Source organism: Chryseobacterium sp. FR054 (genome assembly GCF_056844565.1).
The window spans coordinates 1,293,296-1,317,225 of record NZ_JBXDSA010000001.1; the positions used below are offsets into that span (position 1 = coordinate 1,293,296).

20 protein-coding genes are annotated in these 23,930 nt (G+C 38.8%); 10 read left to right on the plus strand and 10 right to left on the minus strand.

Translation table 11 applies throughout. The features are described 5' to 3' along the window. Nucleotides 1-10: 10 nt before the first annotated feature. A complete protein-coding gene (locus AC106S_RS05860) occupies nt 11-940 on the minus strand; it encodes an IS1595 family transposase (protein WP_482438148.1) in 930 nt (309 codons plus the stop codon). Nucleotides 941-1,419: 479 nt separating this feature from the next. Between AC106S_RS05860 and AC106S_RS05865 the strand changes: the two genes are divergently transcribed. Continuing rightward, nucleotides 1,420-2,022, plus strand: coding sequence for a hypothetical protein (locus tag AC106S_RS05865; RefSeq protein ID WP_482438149.1), 603 nt, complete (start codon nt 1,420-1,422; stop codon nt 2,020-2,022). Nucleotides 2,023-2,134: 112 nt separating this feature from the next. Here the strand turns inward: AC106S_RS05865 and AC106S_RS05870 are convergent, their stop codons facing one another. Next, nucleotides 2,135-2,314, minus strand: coding sequence for a hypothetical protein (locus tag AC106S_RS05870; protein WP_482438150.1), 180 nt, complete (start codon nt 2,312-2,314; stop codon nt 2,135-2,137). Between the two features lie 493 nt (nt 2,315-2,807). Here AC106S_RS05870 and AC106S_RS05875 point away from each other — a divergent pair, with 493 nt between their 5' ends. Genes AC106S_RS05875 through AC106S_RS05885 form a run of 3 tightly spaced genes read left to right on the plus strand, consistent with a single transcriptional unit; the run spans nt 2,808 to nt 5,182 of the window. Beyond that, entirely contained in the window at nt 2,808-3,722 is a 915-nt protein-coding gene (locus AC106S_RS05875) for an alpha/beta fold hydrolase (protein WP_482438151.1), read from the plus strand. A 16-nt stretch (nt 3,723-3,738) separates the two neighbouring features. Beyond that, complete coding sequence (locus AC106S_RS05880) at nt 3,739-4,140, plus strand: hypothetical protein (RefSeq protein ID WP_482438152.1); 402 nt, start codon at nt 3,739-3,741, stop codon at nt 4,138-4,140. 28 nt (nt 4,141-4,168) lie between these two features. After that, on the plus strand, nt 4,169-5,182 hold the full coding sequence (locus tag AC106S_RS05885) for a TQO small subunit DoxD (protein ID WP_482438153.1): 1,014 nt from the start codon (nt 4,169-4,171) through the stop codon (nt 5,180-5,182). A 64-nt stretch (nt 5,183-5,246) separates the two neighbouring features. Here AC106S_RS05885 and AC106S_RS05890 read toward each other — a convergent pair whose 3' ends face one another. From AC106S_RS05890 to AC106S_RS05905, 4 genes are all read right to left on the minus strand, one after another. Then, entirely contained in the window at nt 5,247-6,824 is a 1,578-nt protein-coding gene (locus tag AC106S_RS05890; protein ID WP_482438154.1) for a DHA2 family efflux MFS transporter permease subunit, read from the minus strand. A 129-nt stretch (nt 6,825-6,953) separates the two neighbouring features. Beyond that, the gene (locus tag AC106S_RS05895) at nt 6,954-8,057 is read right to left on the minus strand and encodes an HlyD family secretion protein (protein ID WP_482438155.1); all 1,104 of its coding nucleotides are present in this window, start codon (nt 8,055-8,057) and stop codon (nt 6,954-6,956) included. A 16-nt stretch (nt 8,058-8,073) separates the two neighbouring features. After that, nucleotides 8,074-9,390 carry a TolC family protein gene (locus AC106S_RS05900; protein ID WP_482438156.1) on the minus strand — a complete coding sequence of 439 codons (1,317 nt, stop codon included), beginning with the start codon at nt 9,388-9,390 and terminating at the stop codon, nt 8,074-8,076. Next, nucleotides 9,374-10,000 carry a TetR/AcrR family transcriptional regulator gene (locus AC106S_RS05905; RefSeq protein WP_482438157.1) on the minus strand — a complete coding sequence of 209 codons (627 nt, stop codon included), beginning with the start codon at nt 9,998-10,000 and terminating at the stop codon, nt 9,374-9,376. Before AC106S_RS05905 ends, AC106S_RS05900 begins: the two co-directional genes overlap by 17 nt. A gap of 109 nt (nt 10,001-10,109) precedes the next feature. Between AC106S_RS05905 and AC106S_RS05910 the strand changes: the two genes are divergently transcribed. Continuing rightward, a complete protein-coding gene (locus AC106S_RS05910) occupies nt 10,110-11,225 on the plus strand; it encodes a hypothetical protein (RefSeq protein WP_482438158.1) in 1,116 nt (371 codons plus the stop codon). A 73-nt stretch (nt 11,226-11,298) separates the two neighbouring features. On the opposite strand, the gene AC106S_RS05915 is transcribed toward AC106S_RS05910, so the two are convergent. Then, nucleotides 11,299-12,417 (minus strand): DNA polymerase III subunit, encoded by a 1,119-nt coding sequence (locus tag AC106S_RS05915; protein ID WP_482438159.1) that lies wholly within the window; start codon nt 12,415-12,417, stop codon nt 11,299-11,301. A gap of 353 nt (nt 12,418-12,770) precedes the next feature. Between AC106S_RS05915 and bamG the strand changes: the two genes are divergently transcribed. Genes bamG through AC106S_RS05930 form a run of 3 tightly spaced genes read left to right on the plus strand, consistent with a single transcriptional unit; the run spans nt 12,771 to nt 15,713 of the window. Continuing rightward, nucleotides 12,771-14,066, plus strand: coding sequence for a BamG family beta-barrel-assembly machinery protein (gene bamG / locus AC106S_RS05920; RefSeq protein ID WP_482438160.1), 1,296 nt, complete (start codon nt 12,771-12,773; stop codon nt 14,064-14,066). A gap of 1 nt (nt 14,067) precedes the next feature. Then, nucleotides 14,068-14,667, plus strand: a complete 600-nt coding sequence (lptC, locus tag AC106S_RS05925; RefSeq protein ID WP_482438161.1) for an LPS export ABC transporter periplasmic protein LptC — start codon at nt 14,068-14,070, stop codon at nt 14,665-14,667. Next, the gene (locus AC106S_RS05930) at nt 14,667-15,713 is read left to right on the plus strand and encodes an anhydro-N-acetylmuramic acid kinase (protein ID WP_482438162.1); all 1,047 of its coding nucleotides are present in this window, start codon (nt 14,667-14,669) and stop codon (nt 15,711-15,713) included. Before lptC ends, AC106S_RS05930 begins: the two co-directional genes overlap by 1 nt. Nucleotides 15,714-15,744: 31 nt before the next feature. Here the strand turns inward: AC106S_RS05930 and AC106S_RS05935 are convergent, their stop codons facing one another. After that, complete coding sequence (locus AC106S_RS05935; protein WP_482438163.1) at nt 15,745-16,134, minus strand: SRPBCC family protein; 390 nt, start codon at nt 16,132-16,134, stop codon at nt 15,745-15,747. A gap of 36 nt (nt 16,135-16,170) precedes the next feature. Between AC106S_RS05935 and AC106S_RS05940 the strand changes: the two genes are divergently transcribed. Continuing rightward, nucleotides 16,171-16,782: an NUDIX hydrolase gene (locus AC106S_RS05940; protein WP_482438164.1), complete on the plus strand. Its 612-nt coding sequence runs from the start codon at nt 16,171-16,173 to the stop codon at nt 16,780-16,782. 136 nt (nt 16,783-16,918) lie between these two features. Here AC106S_RS05940 and AC106S_RS05945 read toward each other — a convergent pair whose 3' ends face one another. After that, nucleotides 16,919-18,190 carry a UDP-N-acetylmuramoyl-tripeptide--D-alanyl-D-alanine ligase gene (locus AC106S_RS05945; RefSeq protein ID WP_482438165.1) on the minus strand — a complete coding sequence of 424 codons (1,272 nt, stop codon included), beginning with the start codon at nt 18,188-18,190 and terminating at the stop codon, nt 16,919-16,921. A 64-nt stretch (nt 18,191-18,254) separates the two neighbouring features. Then, complete coding sequence (gldJ, locus tag AC106S_RS05950) at nt 18,255-19,856, minus strand: gliding motility lipoprotein GldJ (protein ID WP_482438166.1); 1,602 nt, start codon at nt 19,854-19,856, stop codon at nt 18,255-18,257. 164 nt (nt 19,857-20,020) lie between these two features. Between gldJ and porU the strand changes: the two genes are divergently transcribed. After that, nucleotides 20,021-23,923, plus strand: coding sequence for a type IX secretion system sortase PorU (gene porU, locus AC106S_RS05955; RefSeq protein WP_482438167.1), 3,903 nt, complete (start codon nt 20,021-20,023; stop codon nt 23,921-23,923). Nucleotides 23,924-23,930 lie beyond the last annotated feature (7 nt).

The window sequence follows — 23,930 nt, forward strand, 5'->3', positions numbered from 1 at the left end:
TTTAGCTATTTTATTTTGCTGTTAATTTCTGATAAGTCAAATTACAACCTTTAATATTTGAAATCAAATGCATAAATCTTTCACTTGGGCTCATTTCTCTTGTATTATGTTTGAAGACAAATTCATTGATATATAATTGTAGGTGTTTCTTTGAAGTAACTCTATAAACACCAATAATAGCACCTTTTACGCGTGTCCAGAAATTTTCAATACAATTTGTGCTTGCATTCCCATTAACATATTCCTTTTTTCCATGATTAACAATTGAATGGTTATAAAATTTATGTAATCCACCATATGCTTTCCATTCATCAGTGAAAACTGTATCATGTAAATTAACTGTTCTAAAAATGAATGGCTCTAAATCTTCTCTACTAACAGTTGGAACTACTCTTGCTACTACTTTTCCTCCTCTTTGAATTAATCCCAATACAGGAACTTTATCTTTGAAACTTCGTCCCTGTGAATTTTTTACTTTCTTATCCGCATGACGATTTTTATTTTTCCCACCTACATACGTTTCGTCAATTTCAACTTTACCAGACAACAAATGGTTGTTTTCAAACTTTGAGCATGATCTTAATCTTTTAAGAATAAACCATGTTGTTTTCTGTGTTAAATTAAGATCTCTTTCTAATTGTTTAGATGATAAACCTCCTTTATGACTTGTAAATAACCAGATAGCAATGAACCAGTCTTGAAGCTTAAGATTTGAGTTCTTAAATAACCCTATATTTCTTATAGTGAAATATTTACCTGTATTCTTACACTTGTATTTATTTTTACATTTATACACTTTTGAAGTTTCATCAAAAGGCGAAATAGGTTCTCCATTTGGCCAAAATATTTGTTCTAAAAAGTTGATACATTTTTGTTCAGTATTGAACGTATTAATTAATTCTCTAATAGACTTAAACTTCGATTGATTGAAAATATCCATATGTTCTCATTTGAACATATAGTCCGGAAAATGAAGATTTTATAAGATATTTCACGAAGTGTAACGCTAAAGATTTGCTAAAGTTTGAACTTATTGGGTTTCTTATAAAAAACTCTTTATATTTGCTTAAAATTATGGATATATAGTATCCTAAGACATTTTATCGAACACATTAAGAAGGTGTAAACTTATTGTCTCTAACGAATCTGGTAAATTATTTAGGACGATAATAAGTAAACTGACCTGCGCTATACTTTTATGGCGTGGGCTGTTGCTTATTCGTCCATGGCTTACCAGAGCCCGTTAGAGAATTAGTTGGCAGTCCCACGCTTTCTTTTTTTCTAATAACAATCTTCTTCGGGACTAGAAGAAATTAAAATCAATTTTATGTTCAACCAGATTACGGATTTCCGTATGGAAATTATCACTCTACAAAATAGTTTTGTGGAGTTTAAATCATTAAAAAATCAATTTTAACTATGAAAAAAATTATCTATTCATTAATGGTCACAGGACTATTAATTTCATGTGGAAAATCAATTGAAAGTGATGCTAAAACCATCGCAGATTTAATGTGTAAATCACAAAAAGATTTATCAAATACATCTGAAAATTTAAAATACGTTGAAGAAATAGAAAAAATAGAAGCTAAGTACGAAGGTGAAGAAAAAGAAAAACTTGAAAAATTAGCAGAAGAACTTTATATTAAACAATGTGGTAACAAGGCTGTTTCAGATTTTTTAAAATCTTCAGAAAAGGATACATTACAAGAAGGAGAAACTGTTCTTTCAAGTGATCCAAATTTGAATGAAGATGATTATAATATTCAATCTTCTACAAATAATGATTATGACAAAATGTTAGATGACTATGAAAAATACGTTGACCAATATTTAGTTGTCTATAAAAAGGCCATGAATGGTGACCAATCAGCAATGATCGAATATCCTGAACTTTTAAGTAAAGCACAAGAGTTCGAAAAAAGTATACAATTAGCAGATAGAGGTGGGGATTTATCAGTTCAACAATTAAAGAGAATGAACGATATTAATTTCAAAATGCTTGGAGCAATGCAAAATTAATGGAGAAATAAATCGATTTTATAACTGTTTTAAAAAACGGATATATAATATGTATCAAATAAAGATAAGGAAGAGTATATACTCTTCCTTATCTTAAAGTTTGTAATTAAAGTTAGTCTTTGGATAATTCAAATAGTTTAAGCATAAAATCAGGAGAAGCTCTAACTAATCCTGTTTTTAAATACGCAATTCTAATTGGTTCATTTGATTTAGCAGTATTTAAATACATTTTAACTTTTGGGTTGGTATTTACATAGACCATATCACCCTTCTTAAATTTTTGGGTACTCATAATTTGATTTTTTATGAATAAATAAAAAGTTATAGAAGAATCATTTAAATTTCGAGATTAATGATTCTAAAGTTATAGAGATGTTATATGCTATGAATGAATTGTATCTAAGACAATTCAAGCGAGATGAATACAAATATAATAAAATTTGATACCAAAACAAAAGAGAATGTCGTAAATTGACATTCTCTTTTAATTAAAATAATTGGTGTAACATTGTATGTAGGCGCCTTTTATTATCTCTCATTGAGCAAGTTTTTTGTTAGAGAATCGCAATGACGCAAGATTCAATTATGCTGCTGCTTTTAAGGCGTAAGAAAATCAAAGATTTTCTGCAAGTTCATCTCCATAAAAAATCTGTGCTATCTGAGATCTGTGGAAAATTGTTTCAGCAACAACAGCCACCAAAGGTTAGACATCAGATATACATTTTTTCAAATAAATTTAGGCAGGCTCTTGGAATATTCAGTAGTTTTGAAACTAAATTAAGATCATGAAGCTATTCTCCACTATACTTTTCTCTTTGTTTTCGATATTTTCCTGTGCCCAGCCTATTTATTCCAAAGCATATGGAAATAATAAAAATCCGGCAGTTATTTTCATTCATGGTGGTCCGGGCGGAAATGCCACTTTATTTGAAGGTACAACGGCACAGCAGCTTGCCGACAGAGGATTTTATGTGATTGTCTATGACAGACGCGGTGAAGGACGGTCCAAAGACAGTACCGCAACAATGACTTTCAGTGAAAGTTTTAAGGACCTTAATACAGTTTACGAGACCTACCATATCAAAAAAGCAGCAATTCTTGCCCACAGTTTCGGAGGAATCATCGGCACATTATTTACCCGGCAATATCCGGAAAAAGTTAGCTCTCTGATACTTGCAGGTGCCCTGTTCACCCAACAGGAAACCTATGATCATATTCTGAAACAGGGAAAAGAAATGTTTAAAAACGATCCTTTGCAACTGAAAAAGATTGCAGAAACAGAAAGTCTCAACAAGAATTCCGCAGCGTACAGAAAAAGATGCTATGAACTGGCCGGTGAAATGAAGTTCTTCACCATGCCCTCTCCTACTTCGGAAAGCAATAACCTCAGAAAAGCCTACGAAAACGGTGAATTTTATGCCGCTAATTTCAGAAATCAGGAATCTCCGTTAAAATTTTACCGGAATGAACCTCTGAACAATCTGGATAATACATCTGTTTTAAAAGAGATCAGAAGGAAAGGAATTCCGGTTTATGCTGTTTACGGTAAAAATGACGGCATATTTTCAGATAAACAGCTTAATCATATGAAAAAGATTGCAGGAAAAGATCACTTTACCATCATAGACAATTGCTCCCATTACCTGTTTGTGGATCAGCAGAATGAATTTCTGAGATTTATAAGCGTTCATTTAAAATAAAGTGTAGTTTTGTAAAATGCCAGCTACCGGAATCCATATGAGAACTTATAAAGCATTTCTTATGATGCTTGTTCTGGTGTTTTCATTATCTCCGTGTTCCGTGAAACGGGATCTGCTCAGTATTTTTGATATTCAGTATATCAGCGGGCTGAATAAAGTAAAAATAGCCTCCGGATCCGTACTTTCCTGTGAAGGAGCTACGGAAAATCTCTCATCAGAATCTTCAGTTTCCAAAACGGACCGGAAAAAGCATAAAGAAATCCCTTATCTTCGGCGGGATACCCCATCATTTTCTGTCTGTGATGCTACCCGGATCAGTTCATACTCGGGAAAAGTTTCAGGAAACAGCCCTCCGAAATATATTTTATTTAAAAGACTGAAATTAAATCTGGGTAGATCATTCTTCAACCTTATTTAATATCAATCTTTAAAACCAATAAAATATAATGAAACATACAGCAGACAGCAGGTCTTACGATCTGGCAGGTCTATATACCCTTTCCATCCGGCTTGTGATCGGATGGACTTACTTCTCGGCATTCTGGAGAAGACTTATCCTTGAAAACAAATTAAATCCCGATGAAAACGGATATATCGGTGAAAAGTTCAACCATTTCCTGCCCAATGCTTTAGGAATCAAACCTCTTATTGAGTATCTGGTTACCCATCCCGACGCTTTACAAAGATCGATGATGATCTTTACCATTGTTGAAGCCATCGTGGGGCTTTTTATCATTCTGGGCCTTTTTACAAGACTGATGAGCATCGGAATTTTCAGTCTGGCCCTGGGAATCCTTCTCGGTTCCGGCTGGATCGGGACAACTTGTCTTGATGAATGGCAGATCGGAGTCCTGGGAATTGCAGGTGGATTTGTTCTGTTTCTTTCCGGTAGCAGCTCATATTCCTTCGATTATTATTTTATAAAGAAAAACAGGGCATTTACCCATCGAAAATGGTTTTTGTGGCTAGGTTCCGGCAATCTTCCGGTATCGAAACCTAAAATCCTTGTCCTGGCCGGTTCCGCAATGATCTTCGGACTGACGCTGTTTACCAACCAGTATTTTCACGGAGGGGTCTGGGGCAAACTTCACAATAAATCGGTAAAGCCTGAAGTTGAAATCTCCAATATAACTTTAAATCATCAGGAGCTGAAATTTGAGGTATACCGGACACAGGGAGCTGATGTTTACGGATCTTTCCTGATCGGGATCCAGATACTGAATAAAAACGGAGAAATATTGAAAGAACTGGATCAGGCTGATCTTTCAAAGTTCCCGGAAGAAAATATCAGGAACCATTATGTAGCCAGAGTAAAACCAGGCAAACACAGCATGATCATTCCGCTTGGGGCTAAGGCAGATCTGATGGTTAAAACCGATAATCTGAAAAAAGAAGAAATTCATAAGATAAAACTGATTGACATCAGCGGGACCGAGTGGACCGCAGAATCCGGACAATAATAATTTAAAACGGTTTCCCATAAAAAAACCTCCGGCAGTTCCGGAGGTTTTGTATATATTTCAATCAGTGCATCGCTTCGCTCAGATCTATTTTCTCTTTGCTTTTTCTTTCTTTAATGAAAAGAATAAACGGGATACAGATCAGGAATATCACCCCCAGATAAAGGAAGACATCCATATAGGAAAGTACGGTAGCCTGCTTGGTTACGGAAAGATCCAGCATTTTATAAGCGGCATTCATCGCGGCATCAGGGGTCATTCCTTTTGCCATGAAATTGGCTTTTAATGCGGCCAGTCTTTGCTGAACTTCAAAGCTATTCTCATCCAAATGGGAAATCAGATTATTCCTGTATTTCTGACCTGCATTGGCAATGAAAGTAGTAATGGCTGCAATCCCGAAAGATCCTCCCAGCTGTCTCATCATTCCTGTAAAAGCTGCTCCCTGACCAATTTCCTGCCCTTTCAGTGTACTGAGTGACAATGAGGTGATCGGGATAAATAAAAGCCCTAAACCTGCTCCCCTTACAATCAGCATCCAGAAGAAAGCGTCTTTACTGGTATCCGGTGTCAGGATTTTATATCCCCAGAAACTGTAAATGAAGAAAATAAACAGTCCCAGCGATACCAGAATCTGCTGTTTGGCTCCTTTCGTCAGAAGACGTCCGATAATCGGCATCATAAAAGCAGTAGTTAAAGCTGCCGGAATCATCAGTGCACCCGACTGGAGAGCCGTCCATCCCAGAATACTCTGGGTATACAACGGAACAATAAAGGTAGAGCCGTATAATCCGAATCCCAGAACAAACGACATCACCGTCCCGATCCTCAGATTCCCGTTTTTCAGTACCCTGAGCTCCACAATCGGATATTTGAAGGTAAGTTCCCGCCAGAGGAAAAGAATGAATCCTAAAACAGCTGCTACGGTAAAGGCAACGATCATTCCGCTTTCAAACCAGTCTTCTTCGTGCCCTCTTTCCAGGATGAACTGTAATGAACCTACTGTTACTGCCAGTAAAGCAATACCGATCCAGTCTACATCCGAGACTTTACGTTTCTCTGCATATTTCGGACTTCTCACAAACTGAAGCGTCATTAAAGTCGCTGCAATCCCGATCGGAATATTGATGTAAAAGATATACGGCCAGCTGTAATTATCTACAATATATCCTCCCAATGGCGGACCTAAAGTGGGACCTATGATTACCCCTAATCCGTAGATGGCCTGTGCCATACTTCTTTTCTCAATGGGATAGGATTCCGTAATAATCGTCTGCGAAGTTACCAGAAGAGCTCCCCCTCCTATTCCCTGCATCAGTCTGAAAAATACGAGTTCCCATATGTTGGTGGCATTTCCGCATAAAAATGAAAATACCGTGAATATAATAATGGAAGCGGCAAAGTAGTTTCTACGTCCGAACTGCTGTGAAAGCCAGCTCGTCATCGGTACGATAATCACGTTCCCGATCGCATAGGCTGTAATTACCCAGCCTACTTCAGAAAGTGTGGCTCCAAGATTCCCTTTCATCTCGTTCAGGGCAACATTGACGATCGTGGAGTCCACAATTTCAAGCAGAGCACAGAGGATTGCCGTAACCGTAATGATCACTCTCCGTGCTCCATATTCTACTAATGATTCTTGCATAAGTTTTTTTACAATGTAAAAAGTCAATGATGAATTTCACTGCGCAAGTGAATGGTGAATTTTAATACAAGCTGTAAAAAAATCACTATTGACAGTAAAACTTAACGGACCTGTTTACAATTTTAGATATTATTTAAGCGAAACCTCAGCCTTCACATTCATTCCCGTTCTTAAACGTTTTGCAATGGATTTGTCAAGATTTACAAAATCGATCTTTACAGGGAGACGCTGTACTACTTTCACGAAGTTACCACTCGCGTTATCCGGAGGAAGAATAGAGAACGTGGCTCCTGTTGCAGGAGAAAATGAGCTTACCACTCCTTCGAATTCTTTATCAGGGAAAGCATCGATTTCAATTTTCACCTTCTGTCCTTCCACCATTTTATCAACCTGGGTTTCTTTGAAATTGGCCACTACCCATTTCTGGTCATTTTTAACCAGAGCAAAAAGCTGGGATCCTGCCTGAAGGTACTGCCCTGCCTGAGTAGAAACTTTTCCGACATATCCGTCCTCCGGAGCCAGAATCACAGTGTATGACAGATTAAGTCTGGCATTTTCCACATCTACTTCTCTCTGTTTTGCCACAGAGCTTGCCACACTGATCTGCTGCGAGCTTGCTGCTGTCTGGGAAGAAGCAATTGTCGTCTGCTGGGCAATCTGATTTCTCTGGTCCACCAGTACCTGAAGCTGCTTATCGGCAGATTGTTTTGCCGCTAAAGCCTGTTCGTACTGCTGTTCTGTAATAGAGTGATCTTTTACCAGATTGGCATATCTTTTTAAGTCCTGTGATGTTTTCCATACATTTACTTTTGCTGCTTCAATCTGTGCGTTGGCAGTAGCCACGGCTGCCTGTGAGCTGTTGATATTTTTAGAGGTGGCCGTAGTGGTGGCTTGCGCAGTTGATATATTGCTTTTTGCGGTTGATAAAGCTGCCTGAGCCTGTTCTAAAGCCATTTTCTGATCTCTGTTATCCAGGATCACCAGCGTATCTCCTTTTTTTACGAATTGGTTGTCTTTTACTTTTACCTCAGCAACATATCCTGAGATTTTGGAAATTACCGGTGCCATATTGGAAGTGATCTGTGCATCATCCGTTTCTTCATGGTACTGTCCGTAGGTATAAGCTCTGTAACCATAGATACCTCCACCGATTACTACCGCTGCTAAAATGATAGGAAAGACTAAACTTTTTTTCTTTTTAGGTTCAGCTGCCTGTGTATTATTATTTTCCATTTTGGGTTTGATCTGATTATTTAATTGTTAAAGTTCCTGTTGTCTGTAATAGTTTTCTGTAAGCCAGGGCGGCATCTGCTTTAGCATTGATTACGCCTACATTGGCGGCAATCTGGGCGGCATCTGCATCCAGAAGCTCCGTCATGGTTGCAAGACCGTTGTCATATTTATTTTTTGTGATTCTGTAATTTTCGTTGGCCTGTTCAGCAGATTTTTCAAAAACAGCAATCCTCTTTTTAGAATAATCGGTGTTCTGATATTCTCTGTTAACGTCAAGTTTAATGTTGTCATTCAGTAATTCATCAGTGGCAGCCAACTGCATTTCTCTTGCTTTTGACTGTTTCAGGGATGAATTTTCTTTCCAGATATTGGATAAATTGTATGAAACCCCGATTCCTACGTTCACCGCATTATATATGGTAAGAAATTTCGGGATATCTGCTGCTACATAACCTCCTGTGAAAGCAATGGACGGAAGATTCTCCGCTTTGGCTGCTTTCGTTCCCAGTTCAGCAGCTTTTCTCTGCTGTGCCAGGGCCTGAAGGTCTTTACGGTTTTCCCTTGCTTCATTCACGTAGAAGTTTACAGGTTTAATATCGTCTCCTTCTTCAATATAGTTCTGGTCCACTTCAATTTCAGTAGTTTCGGGGAGTCCTAATAACAGATCCATATTGATATTGGCAATATTGTAGTTATTTTTGGCTTCCAGCAGCTGAAGTTCGATATTGGAGGTCTGCAGATTTGCTTTTAAGCGGTCATTTCTTGCAATGATTCCGTTGTTTTCCATTTTAAGGAAAGTTTCATCTCTTTTTTGGGAAGCAGTGAGATTTTCCTCTAAAACTTTAATAGACTGGTTGGCTTTAAACAGATTGTTATACGCCTGGGCAACATTGTAAGCAATAGCAGTTTTATCGTTCTCAGTAGTTAATTTTGATGCTTCCACCAGATATTTTGCAGACTGGATACCGTATTTGATTCTTCCGCCGCTGTAAATCGGAACACTTAAATTCGCGGATGCATACGCCACCTGATGTACTTCGGGCCCTCCGGCACCTCCTGAACCTGTTGAAATTTTCAGATCAACCGTTGGTTTCGTCGGAAGATACATATAGCTGCCTGAAACTTTCAATTCGGGAAGCTGTCTGTTTTTTGCTTCCAAAAGATCTGCCGTCGCTTCTTCAATTTTAGCGGCATCAATCTTTAAGCTCTTGCTGTTCTGGATTCCCAGCTGTACGGCCTCATCAAGGCTGAGCTGTTTTTTCTCCTGAGCATGAATGGCGGTAAGTCCCATTAACAGGGAGAGTGCCATAACCGAGTTATTTATTCTCTTCATAACCTAAAAGGTCTTTTAGTAAGTATTTAATGTGTTTATTAAGTTCTGTATAGTATTTTTCGTCGAAAATCCCGTCTTCTTCCGTATCATTCAGGAATTCCTTGTACATTTCCTTAGCATTGGAGGCATAGAACAAAGTTCCGCTTATGGTGGAGTGAAGCAGATAAATAGGAGGTTTTTTGGTAAAAATCCCCTTTTTCAGTCCACTTTCAAGCACCTGGGAATACATGGAAAGGAATCCCATCTTTGTCTGCTTCAGAAATTCTATGATCTGCGGATTTTTGGTATGCAGCTGCTCCCTCTGCATAATCCTGTAAAAACATTTGTGATGTCTTACTCTTCCGGAAAACTGATCTACAATTCTTTCGATTTTCTGCCACTCATCAATATCTGTTCTTTCCAACAGGTCCTTTGAGAAGAACTGGCCTTCATTCATTCTGTATTCAACAAGTTTTTCGTATAATTTTTCTTTTGATCCGAAATAGTAAGAGATCATAGAGATGTTTACGTTGGCTGCTTTTGAAATTTCTCTGGTTGAAGTTCCGTCGAAACCCTTTTCTGCAAAAAGCTTTTCTGCGGCGAATAATATATTTTCTTCTTTTGAAATCATATCACTTCCATTTTTTCAAGGCGCAAATGTACATAAGATTTTTATAAAATCAAACGATTGATTGATTTTTTAATGCAGATTTAATTTATATTTACAAAAAACTAAATGTATGGGCCTATTTGATTTCCTGTTTAAGAGGAAGAAAAAGAAACAGACCAATGAAGCAACCTTTAAAAATGATATCCGGGAAGAAGCAACAGCTGTTCCGCCCACTGAAGATATCAGTGTAAAACCGGAAGAAGCGATTACCGTATCTGCTGAAGACATCAATATAGGGCCGGAAGAAACTGTTGTTCAGATCGCTGAAGAGACAGTGTCTGTATACAGTGAAGACGGAAACCGTTTTGACCTTGAAATTACAGAAGCCTTCAAAAGGTATCATTCTGATCCGGGTATTGAAGTCACTATCCAGATTGAAGATGAAAAAGGCAATATTCTCCCTGCTTACCAGGCTTACGGAGATCTGTTCAGAGAGTGGACGGGCATTCAGTCGAAATGGGACCGAATGTCGTTATTCTACCGTTTCTGGGATCAGTCTCAATTTGAAAAACTTGAGCACTGGCAGGTAATCGAAAGGTTTGTAAAAGACCGTTATCCTAAAAAAGCACTCTCCTATTTTGAGGAAAAAATGTCTGATAAAAGAGATTTCGCCAAAGAAGAACTGGTATCGTTATCCAAGCTTCACCGGGTATTGCTGGATAATCCTGCGGCAAAGGAATATATTGAAACAGCCTACCGGAAGCACCCTGAAGATCATTCTGTAAAAGTGGAATATGCCACTGTACTTCACATCTTAGGAAATCATTCTGAAAAAGAGCTTTCTCACCGGCTATTCCACGAAGTACTGGACAAAAAAATACAGCAAAATGATACGGAATCCGTTTTCGGTTGTTTCAGATTCTCTGAAGGCTATACCGATTCTTCCATTTTCGCAATGCTTTACCTGATGAATACAGAGGCTGATGATAATGCATGGGATTATGTTGCAGAAGAATACTATTACTGTCCTGTTTTCAGATATGAGCATGCCGTACATTTATCCCAAACTGAAAATCCTGTAAGAGCCCTGGCAAAGCTTACTTCTTTAAGTCAGGAATTTCCCTGGTTCAGAACCGCTCTCGAAAGTACGATCGGCAATATAAAATCTCTCCGGAAACAGCTGAACAACCCGGATTTTATGGAAAAAGAGCTTCAGGAATTTCAAAACTCATTAAAAAATTTATAGATTATAATTTTATCCTGCAAAAAGGTTAAATACGTTTGATAAAAAACTCCGGAAAATTTCCGGAGTTTTCATTTTATGTACTTTTATGAATATACCTCGATAGTTTTATCCCAAGATCGGTCCACACAATTTTAGGATTACCGTTTCTGGTAAGGTGAAGATCTGCGGTATTGATTTCCTCAAGAATGCTTTCTATATTGGCCCCACTAATGAATTTTGAAAACCCGGCCCAGTTGAATCCGTCTGCATTGATCTTCTTATACACGAGGCCTTCCGACTGATAATTCTGAAGGAGTGCCAGTCTGAAGATCTCGGAACAGTAGTTTAAAAAGTTCTTTTGTTTTTCCCTGTTCCAGCCGGCAATTTCTCTGGCCCAAAAGATAATGCTTTTAAGAAACTGAGGTTTCTTTTTCACCATAAATGCATCACGCACCCATTGTACAAACAGTTTTTCAAATTCATCAGACTTGTGTCCGGAATTCATCAGTTTTATTGCATCATTGAGGTTTCCCTGAGCTTCATGAACAATTTCCCGGGCTTTGTCACCCGTCACCGAAAAATTCTTTCCGAGGAACAGTTCAAGGTCCTCATCACTGATTCTGGGAACTTCTACAACCTGTGTTCTGGAAAGAATGGTAGGAAGAATATCATTGGTACTTTCTGCCGTAAGGAGAATTACAGTTTTTGCGGGAGGTTCTTCCAGAAATTTTAAAAATTTATTGGAAGCTGCTATATTCATTTTATCGGCTCTCCACACCACCAGAATCTTAGTTCCGCCTTCAAAACTTTTTAGGGCGAATTTCTGGTTCTGGTCATCGATCTCATCGGCGGAAATAAAAAGCTGCTTGTTTTCGGACTCCAGAAAAGCAGTCCAGTCGTCATAGCTGGCATAAGGAGAAGCCATGATCATCTCTCTGAATTCTTCAAATTTATTTTTACTCAAAGAATTTTTATTATCCGTAAAAACCGGAAAACTGAAATGCAGGTCAAGGTGGTTCAGATGCTCCACTTTAGATGCGGCATGTTCATTTTCACTGCTTAAAATCTCTTTGGCATAAGCCAGTACCATAGGCAATGTTCCATACCCTTCTTTTCCTACAAAAAGCTGGGCGTGACTCACTCTGTTTTCGGCAATACTTTCTTTAAGAAGCTGTTTCAGGTTTTGCTGTCCGGCAATATTCTCCCAATTCATGTTCCAAAGATAAAAAATCCGGAGGAGAATATGAATTAAAATATGATTGATAAATTTTACAGCAGAACTGAATATTGAATTTTTGCAACGGCTTTCACCCGGCAGTCCTGAGAATCCGGAGACAGACCTGCTTTTTAAATTTCTTTGTTTTTCGGATAAAACAGGAATAATTTAAAGCTGACAGCAGTAATAAACTGATGGCAAAGCAAATTGGGAATTTACCATTCATTACGAATTATTCAATATTCATCAACTTTTCGGCTTCTCTAATGCCCTTAACAAACTTTAACCACATATAATTTTTACAATTCATTAATATTTAAGATATTTGCGCATTGTTTTAAAAATAAAGAATGAAAAAAATCTTTGTAGTATCATTCATATCAGCTGGATACTTCCTGAATGCACAGAGCATAAGCAACTCACCTTATGCCACTTACGGGATCGGAGATGTTAAATATGATAATACGATTGAAACTACCTCTATGGGTGGTATCTCTACTGCTTACATCAGTGATTTCACGAGCAGTTTCAACTTTGCAAACCCTGCAAACAACTCCAATTTCGAGCTTACAAGCATCAGACTGGAAGCAACCAACGAAAACAATTACTTTAAAACCAACTATAACGATACGAAGTCTACCAAACATTCTACGTATCTTTCCAATATTGCATTGGCCTTTCCTTTATCGGCAAAGGTAAAAATGGGATTATCCTATCAGCCATACAGCTCCAAGAGTTATGATATCATCAATACCCAGACTCTTTCCGACGGAACCGTTTATGCCAATCATTTTAAAGGAAGCGGAACACTGAATACCGCTCAGGCAGCCGTTTCTTACAAAATCAACCAGCAGTTTGCAGTAGGTTTAAGAGCTAATCTTTATTTTGGAAATCTTTATGATCTGAATGAATTTACCTCTTACAACTCTACCTCCAGTTCTGATCTGATCAACGGGTACGAGACCAAAAATAAAATTAAAAACTTCAACTTTACCCTGGGAGGAAGTTACCAGAGCCTGAATACCCGTACTGACAGAAAACTAACGATCGGGGCAACCGCTACCTTTGGTAATACCGGTAATAACGTCACTGATTATACCAACAGTACTTACCGATATTCCGATCTGGCTCAGACCGTAAAAGCTAATGAAAGCATCATTGACCAGCAGAGTACAAGTTCTAAAAACCTTCTTCCGATGCAGGCATCTTTGGGGGTAGGTTACGGAAGTGAAAACCACTGGTTCTTCTCCGGGCAGCTTGACTATAAAAAAGGAGAAGATATCTCTTACTTCGGAAAAACATTTGATTTCCAGGATACTTACAGAATTTCTGCAGGAGGCTGGTATCTTCCGAACTATAACAACTTCAGAAATTATTTTTCCAGAGTCATCTACCGTTACGGAGCATTCTATGAAAGAGGTAATCTTAAACTGGAAGGAACCAGCATTAATAAGTTCGGGATTTCAGCCGGAGTGGTACTTCCGTTCAAAACAAGCAGTATTACCAGAATGAGCGGACTTGAGCTGGGGCTTGAACTGGGTAAAAGAGGAACTCTTAAAAATAACCTGATCAACCAGAATTACATCAATCTGAGAGTCGGCTTCAATTTTGCTGATAAATGGTTCAGAAAGAATCTGTACAATTAAAATGAATTTTTCATACAAAATATCATATAAAAATATAGCATGCCTTTTTAGTTGTGCTATATTTTTTATAATGACCTCCTGTGAAGAAGACCTTACCAAACAAAACGGAAAGGACAGTAAGAATTTCCCGTCACAGATCATTAACAACGCCAATATTATCCAGCGCGATTCGGGTTTTATCACCTTAAAGGCCAAAGCACCGATCATCGAAAAATATGAGCTTATCGACAGCCCGTATACCGTAGCAAGAAAAGGAATCAATATAGAGTTTTACGATAAAAAAAAACCTAAAGTTCCCGGAAAGATCACTGCAAAATTTGCCCGTATCTTTGAATATAAAAAATTCTATGAAGCTAAGGGTGATGTAAAAATCACCACCAACGAAGGACAGAAATTTGCCATGCAGAGTATCTTCTGGGATCAGAGAAAAAAAAGGATCTATACCAAAGATACGGTATACGTAACGATGGAAGACGGCTCTACCCTGGTAGGTGCCAACGGCATGACTGCCAAAGATGATTTTTCTGAATATACTTTCTACAAAAATTCAGGAAACTTCAGTTCCAAAAGGCTGTCCACAGATAAAAAAGTACCACAATAATGAAGGCACAGGCCATCGGACTAATGTCCGGAACCAGTCTGGACGGGCTTGATATCTGCTTTACCTCTTTTGAAAAAAAGGAAGGTAAATGGAATTTTCATATCCTGAACGCTGAAACCCTTCCTTATCCTTCAGAATGGGAAGAAAGGCTCAGAAACTCAGTACATCTTTCTTCCGAGGATCTTCTTGAGCTTCATTCAGAATACGGTTTTTATACCGGCAGGCAGGTTAAAGAGTTTATCAGAAAGAACCATCTTGACCATATCAGCCTGATCGCGTCACACGGACATACGGTTTTTCATCAGCCTCAAAAGGGGTTTACCCTTCAGATCGGGGATGGAAGAGCCATCAGAATAGAAACCGGCATCCCGGTTATTTATGATTTCAGAAGCCAGGATGTGCTCATGAAAGGAAACGGAGCTCCTTTAGTTCCTATCGGGGATCATCTGTTGTTTTCAGAATATGATGCCTGCCTGAATCTGGGAGGTTTTTCCAATATTTCCATAAACCGGAACGGGAGAAGAATTGCGTTTGATATCGCTCCGGTTAACATCGTTTTAAACAGGCTGGCTCAACGATCAGGCAAACCTTTTGATGAAAACGGAGATCTTGCCCGGTCCGGTACGATTGATATTGAATTACTGGACAAGCTTAACTCACTGGATTTTTACGGCTTGCCTCATCCGAAATCTCTGGGTCTGGAATGGTGTATGCAGTATATTTTCCCATTACTGGAAAGCATAGAAACGACTAATGCAATGGCTACCTTCACAGAGCATGCTGCCGTGCAGATCTCTGAAGTGATCGCTCAGAACCGGATCAGGAATATTCTGTTCACAGGCGGAGGTACTTATAACACTTTTCTTGTAGAGAAAATAAAAGAAAAAACAGATGCAGAGATCATTATTCCCAAAAAGGAGATCATTGATTATAAAGAAGCCCTGATCTTTGCTTTTATGGGCATTTTGAAGATGAATAATGAAATTAATGTGCTGTCTTCTGCAACCGGGAGCACTTCTGACCACAGTTCAGGAATAATTGCATAAAAAAAACCTCCAGTACTGAAGGTTTTAGTTTTTATTTGTAAGCTTCGATCTTATCGGTCAGGGTATTGATAAAATTCTGAAGCGGCTTTTCTACCATCATTTTGATAAACGGATTGAATTTTCCTTCAAAAAGCATCTGAACTTCAGTCTGGTTTTCATTAAGAGGGTTTAAAGTTGCCGTTAAAGAAAAATCTAAACTTGAGCTTGCAGACTTTAAAACGGCTTTCTGATCCGTTACTTCATCAATTTTTAAAGCAATTTCAGGCATTCCCTGAAGACCGAATTTAAATCCGTTGTCTCTTGTTTCAAACTTCTGAAGACCGTCCGGCATAAAATCCTTATAGTTCTCAGGTGTTTTTAACAATTCCGATAGCTCCTTCGATGATTTATTGACAATAATTTTTCGTCCTTCTAAATTCATTTTTTATTTTTGTATTTAAATTCTTAACTCTTACAAATGTATAAAGTTTTTGTGAACGAAAAAAAATTATTAGTGTCCAGACATCCTGAGAATCTTGAAAAAGAGCTCAAGTATGAAAGTTTCACAACTTTGGAGATTGCTCTGGATCTTTTGGAGAACACTTCTGCCACTGAACTTAATGTATTCGGTGAGAATATAGAAGAAATATGGAAAGAGTTTCAGGGTCTTTTCAGGATCATAGAAGCAGCCGGCGGTCTCGTTAACAATCCGCAGGGAGATATTCTTTTTATCAGAAGGCTGGGCAAATGGGACCTTCCGAAGGGGAAAATGGAAAAAGGAGAATCCCGCGAAGAGTCTGCGGTAAGGGAAATTGAAGAAGAAACCGGCCTTAAGAATGTGGAACTGATCCGCTTCATCAATACGACCTATCACATCTATATTGAAAGGAATGGTGAAAAGATACTGAAATGTACCCACTGGTTTGAAATGTATTTCAATGGAGAAGATACTTCAAAACCCCAGATAGAAGAAGGCATAACAGAAGTAGCCTGGAAAAATACGTCACAGATTGAGAACGAGGTTTTTCCAAGCACATTTAAAAATATTAAGCTTATCGTTAAAGAGTTCCGGGATTCTAAAGACCGGTAATCTGAGCACGAAAGGAATATAAGTTTAAAAACCGGAAAATCTCCGGACATCCAATTAGATCATGTTGAAAAGATAAACGGCTATCCTCTGGCGGATACCGTTTTCACTTCCAACTCCCGGCTTCAAACCGTACGTATTAAATAAAATCAATTGATTTTTCCAGTGCGATTCCCCTGGATCCTTTTAACAGGATATTTTCAGACTGTATGGCATGCTGTTTCAGATATTCTATCAATTCCGCTGTATTTTCAAACGATGTCGCAGAAGAATGAACGGCCTTAAAGTTCTTTCCGACAGTAATAATTTCATCAAATCCCAATTTACGGGCCAGCTCCAGAATATTCTGATGCTCTTTCATGCTTTCATCACCCAGTTCAAGCATATCTCCTATAACAATCGTTTTACGGCCTTCAAAAGTGATAAAATTATTCAGGGAAGCGGTCATCGAACTCGGATTGGCATTGTAAGTATCCAGCACAAGGGTTCTCCCCTCTTTTTTTACAATCTGGGAACGCATATTGGTTGGGGTATAGCTTTCAACGGCATGCCTGATATTTTCAAAACTGATTCCGAAATGCAGTCCCAGACTTGCTGCCGCACACAGATTGGTAAAGTTATATTCTCCTGTAAGTTTTGATACGGCTTTCATTCCCTGGTATTCCAGTCCTACGAAATGTTCTTCCGAAATCAGGTTAAACTGATAGTCTGAATCTTCGCTTCCAAAAGTGATTTTAAGCGGATAATTTTCTGTTTTTTCTTTTTGAACAGGATCATTTTCATTAACTACAATGGTTTTATCATGATTTTTCAGATAATCATAGAGTTCAGACTTTCCTTTGATCACTCCTTCAAAACCTCCGAATCCTTCCAAATGGGCTTTCCCGAAGTTGGTAATATATCCGAAATCAGGTTGTGAAATACTGCACAGAAGTTCTATTTCTTTCTGATGGTTAGCTCCCATCTCAATGACAGCCATTTCATGTTCCGGTTTCACAGACAGGATCGTCAGCGGAACTCCGATGTGGTTATTCAGGTTTCCAAAGGTATACTGAACATTAAATTTTTCTGAAAGTACCGCATGAATGATTTCTTTTGTCGTTGTTTTTCCGTTGCTGCCGGTGAGTCCTATGATCGGAATCTGAAGCCGGTTTCTGTGATAAACAGCAAGTTCCTGAAGAAATTCCAGGGTGGACGGAACATAGAATATATTCCGGGATTTATTTTCGAAGCCGGCCTGTTCCACAATGACAGCCAGTGCTCCGTCATCAATAGCTTTCTCTGCTAAGGTAGCAGCGTTAAAATTGTCACCGGAGAATGCAAAAAAAATATCGTTCTTTCCTATCTTTCTGCTATCAATTGTCACTTTATCTGCCTTCAGCAGTAAAGGATAAAACTGTGCTGTATTCATATCCCAAAAATAAAAAACCTTCCGAAAATCCGGAAGGTTTTTTTAAAGTATTTTTTGATCAATATTATCTTCTAGTTCTACCTTTATCATTAGCTCTGGCATCCTGTGCAACACGGAAACCGATCCAACCAAAAGCTCTTCCCTGATTCTTATATCTTCTCTGTCCCGGATCCAGCCAGTACGCAGTATCCATCCAAGAACCTCCTTTTACTACTCTAACTTCGTTAGAAATTGCTGAAGTTCTGTCTTTGGCGTCTTTCTGCATTTTCACTTTTCCATTGGCATCTACAATAAATCTTGTTTTCGGAGAATTGTACATATCAAATGAAGCGGCTGAGTCTGAAGCTCTGTAATATTCAAGAGAAGACTGTCTGTCTCCGTCTCTGAAGTTTCTGTAATCAGCAATGGTTTCTCTTTCAAACTGTCCCGGAAGTCCTTTGTATACTAATCTTCCGTCAGCTAAGGTATCATACTTGATGGTTCCTTCTTCAATCATTTTGTAAGTTCCGTCACCGTTTCTTACAATAGCCTGAGGCATATTTCCTCTGTAATAATTGAAATCGCTGAAGTCTTCGTCAATAATTGGTCTGTAAACATCGGCAGTCCATTCGGAAACGTTACCGTACATTCCATAGATTCCTAAATCGTTGGAAGGATATTGTCTCACATCTGAAGTCTGTGCAGATCCGTCGTTTTTCCATCCTGGAAGACCGGAATAGTCACCTTTACCCATTTTGAAGTTTTCAAGGAACATTCCTCTGTCTCTTCCTTTGGTTCCTCTTAATCTTTCAATCTGAGGTTTTTTGCCCATGTATTGGTTATATTCTCTGTTTTTAGCCATTCCCAATGCTGCATATTCCCATTCAACTTCTGTCGGAAGTCTGAATTTCTGAACCATAGAAGCATTTGGAGCTCTGTTGGCAGCAAGAAGTCTCTGGTTGGTAGTCTTCATACCACTTTTCTGCTGCATTCTTTTCTCATTGATGTACCCCTGCATTTCAGGATCATTCGATTTGAATTTATCCATATTGAAAGCAGTTCCACCCTGGTTATTAGATTCGTTGATGTACAAATCTTTTGCAATAATACCGGCCTGCATCAAAGCTTTTTCATTAGCTCTGTCTGAAAGCCATTCACAATATCTGTTTGCCTGAGTCCAGCTAACGCCTACTACGGGGTAGTAATCGAATTCCGGGGAACGCAGATAAGTTTCATTATAATCGTTTCTAGCTAATTTGTTGTCCCACAATAAGGTATCCGGCAAGGCACCGTTATAGATTTCCTTAAAGCTAGGATCGCTCGGTGGGAATACATACTTCAACCATGTAAGGTATTCGCGGTATTCGTAGTTAGTAATCTCAGTTTCTCCGATAAAGAACGAACTTACCTGCATTCTGCGTGGTGTATTGTTCCAATCGTGCATAACATCATCTTTCACTAATCCCATTGTAAAAGTTCCACCTTCTACATATACCATTCCCGGCCAACCTTTCTGCTTTTGTTGCTTTCCTGCAAAAAACCAACCCTGTTTTTCGTTTGGTTTCCAACCTGTCTTGCTGACAAATTTTTTGGTACCGCCTCCTTTGCTGGTTCCTGACCCGCCACAGCTGGTTAATGCAAGTGTAGAACTTAATGCTATTAATGAAAACAACTTTAGTTTTTTCATAGTCGATATAAATATTTTCAAAGTACAAAGAAAAAATAAATTATTCAATAAATCAAGTAAACATTTGATTTTTTTGAAAAACGTTAACAAATTAATTTTATTGTATCACAATTTAATTCTAAAATTTTCATTTATTTTGTAATTCAGAAATTTCAATAATAAACATGAAACAAAAAATCACGCTTTTATTTCTATTCTCTTTTGCATCAATGCTTTGGGCCCAAAGGAAAACCATAGAGTGGGAAGGTTCCAAAATCCAGGACTTTGGTGACACAAAATTAAATCTTCCGAATTTTAAAAATGAAGGTTTTTCATTTGGCCAAAATAACATTTTTATCATAACCAAACAAAAGATAGGAGAAAAGCAGCTTAAAGTTTCAGATCTTGCCTGGGAAAATGTGACCGGGAAAGAGCTATATGAGCTGGATAAAAACAGTCTTCCTGATTATGATATGGGCAATGTGACGTATTATAATCTGGACGGGGAAAGGTATGCCCAAATCAGTGTTGCCTTATTTAAAAATGTAAAAGGACGTGTTCAGAGGCTGTCTTCATATAACCTTACCGAGACTGCTGTTTCCAATGATTTCAGATCAGGAATGGCCAATAAGGTAGGAACCACAGACAATCCTCTTTCCAGCGGAGGTTTTTACAAAATCAAGGTAGACCGTTCCGGGATTTTCAAAATCACTGCACAGTTTTTAAGAGATAACGGGATCAACCCCTCTTCTGTAAATCCCAAGAATTTCAGAATCTATGGAAACGGAGGAATTATGCTTCCGGAATTCAACAGGGATACAAAATACAGTGCTCTTCAGGAAAATGCGATCCAGGTAGTAGGTGAAGATGACAATGTATGGAATGAGGGTGATTATGCTCTTTTCTATGCGCAGGGACCGAACGGATACAACCTATACGACAATTCCAACGGAAACGGCTTCAAAAGGACGGAAACCCGTACAGACCGAAGCAATAACCTTAAAAACATATACGAAGATTTTTCTTATTATTATATCAATTTTGACAAAGGCCCGGGAAAAAGGGTTCAGACCATTGACGCCAATCTGCCCACCACTCCTCTGATTACAAGATATGATAATTACCAGGTCATCAATAATGACCAGAAAAACCTTTTGAAAGTAGGAAGAATATGGGTGGAGGAAACACCGTTCATTACTGAAAAGACCATTACATTCCCGCTCAGTTCCCCGATCCAGGCATCTGATGTCATCAGATTCAGGAGCCGTGTCATTGGATACAGAGCACAGAAAAACAGTATTGAATTCAAGATCAACAACACCAATCCTTTCCCTCAGTCGGTTCCAAGTAATACGCCTGATTTTAATTATGACTTTTATCCGCTGAGATATGATGATACGGTAACCGGTCTGAGCGGTAACCAGATTACTTTCACCTACAATCCCAATATCACGATGAACCCTAACGGGGCATTCTATTTCGATTATGTAGAGGTACAGTATAAAGAAAATCTTGCATTTAACGGAACGCAGATGAATTTCAGAGATTTCTCTCTCGTAAGCGGGTCCAATACCAATTACGGATTCGGCATCAATAATGCAGGAGCTTTAGAACAGGTATGGGATGTTACGGATATTACCAATGCCAACAGAAGGGTAAATAAAGCAGGAACAGGAAGCTTTAATTTCGGTTATGTGGCTTCCAATCTCAATTTCAACAATGAATTTGTAGCTTTCCGTGCAGATGCAGCCTTCTCCCCTCAGTTTGTTGAAAGAATTGCCAATCAGAACCTTTCTGCTCTCCAGAATGTAGATTACCTGATCCTTACTGTTCCTGAAATGATGGGACAGGCTCAGAGACTGGCAAGCTATCATCAGACCAAGAACAATTATAAAGTAGAAATTGTAGACGTAAATAAAGTATATAATGAATTTGGAAGCGGAAGCAGAGATCTTACCGCGATAAGAGATTTTGTAACCAAATTAAACACTCCGGCCGGAAGCCTTAAATATGTATTTATACTCGGAGACACTTCTTTTGATTATAAAAACAGGATCTCCAACAATTCCAATATTGTTTCCAGCTACCAGAGTGAACATTCTTCCGATTTTGTAGGATCCTTTGTAACGGATGATTATATTGTAATGACCCAGCCGCAGACCTCATCTATCATTGACGGTAATCTGCCGGACCTTCCGGTAGGAAGAATTCCCGCTGCGAACGTGAGTGAAGCAGGAGATATGATGAATAAAACCCTGGCCTATTACAACGCGCTTCCGGGACAGTCCAGCCCGTTCGGGGAATGGCGTATGAAACTTGATTTCGTGGTGGATAATGACAAAGACAATGGTGATCCTTTCCATAATGTAATGAATTCTGCCCTGTCTGATGTATTTGAACAGCCGGGACAGCAGGAGCTGAAAGAATATAACGTAAGAAAACTCTATCTGGATGCTTTTCAGGCTCAGAGTACAGCGGGAGGAACAAGATATCCGCAGGTAAACCAGGCCATTTCAAACGATATCGGAAACAGCCTGTACATCTTCTATTTCGGGCATGGCGGTATCAACGGATGGGCGCAGGAAAGAGTACTGACCACTACCGAGATTCAGAATTCCAATAACTATTCTTCCGTATACAGCAGATTCCCGTTTGTATCTACGATCACCTGTGAATTTACTTTATGGGATGAGCCGGGAACATTCTCGGCCGGAGAACAGTTTATGAAACTAAAACATGGAGGTCCGGCATCTATGATTACCTCAAGCCGTGCAATCGGGGTAGATTACGGACGCAGCTTTACGGATTATTATACCAAGAATATCTTTAAACTGACCAATGATGATTTTACATCGCTGGGATACGCTCATTTAACGGCGAAAAAAGAAAAAACAGCCGGTATTGACCACTTGAAGGTTAATTTCCTCGGAGATCCGGCCATGAAATTAAGCAGACCTCAGAGACTGCTTGTAATAGACAATGTTGAAAGCCCGGTTCCGGGACTGATCAGAGGTCTTGATTTTGTAAAAATAAAAGGACACATCAACAATCCGAACGGAACCCTCAACAATACTTTTAATGGAAGGGTTTATATTAATATTTTTGATAAAAGACTTAACAAAAAGACGCTGAACAATACCGGTGTATTAACGCCTGTACTGGAATATACCGAAGAAGGAAGTGCTATCGTTAAAGCTTCCGGAGTAGCTGTAAACGGAGTCTTTACCGTAGAATTCTATGTTCCGAAAGACATTAATTATGCCGTAGGACAGGGAAGAATTTTAGGATACGCCGATAATAAGGTATCTGATGTATTCAACAACCAGGCTGTACAGGTGGGAGATCTCAATCCGAACGGAATCAATGATAATGAACCTCCGAAAGTAAGGCTGTATATGAACAACACCAACTTTGCAGATGGAGGGATTACCAACCAGAACCCGATGCTTCTGGCCTGCGTTACGGATGATACGGGAATCAACTCTACCGGATCAGGAGTCGGGCATGATATTACGGTGTATCTGGACGGGCAGATTATCAATACGGTAATCCTGAATGATTTCTACGCTCCGGGAGAAGGTAACGGATGCGTAAACCCAAGCCTGGCCGACTATCAGAAAGGAAATGTAACCTATCCTTTCAGAAATCTGGCCATCGGACAACACCAATTAACATTTAAAGTTTGGGATATAAACAATAATTCGACAACTGCTACGTTAAACTTTGAGGTTAAGGATGAATCCGATCAGCATCTGGTTATTAACCGACCGCTGAACTGGCCGAATCCTTTTACCAATAAAACGTATATTCAGTTTGAGCATAACTGCGACGATATTCTGGATGTAAACGTTCAGATTTATACCATCACCGGAAAATTAGTGAGAACATTATCTCAGCCGGTCGTTGCAGAACCGTTCCTACAGGGCTTTAGAACGCCACGTCAGGCAATAGAATGGGACGGAAGAGATGATTTTGGGGCAACTGTTGCAAAAGGTACGTATATTTTTAAGATATTTGCAAAAAGTCAAAACCAAGAAAAATGCAAAGGAAGTGCCACAGCTGTAGAAAAAATGGTACTTTTGAAATAATTTAGAT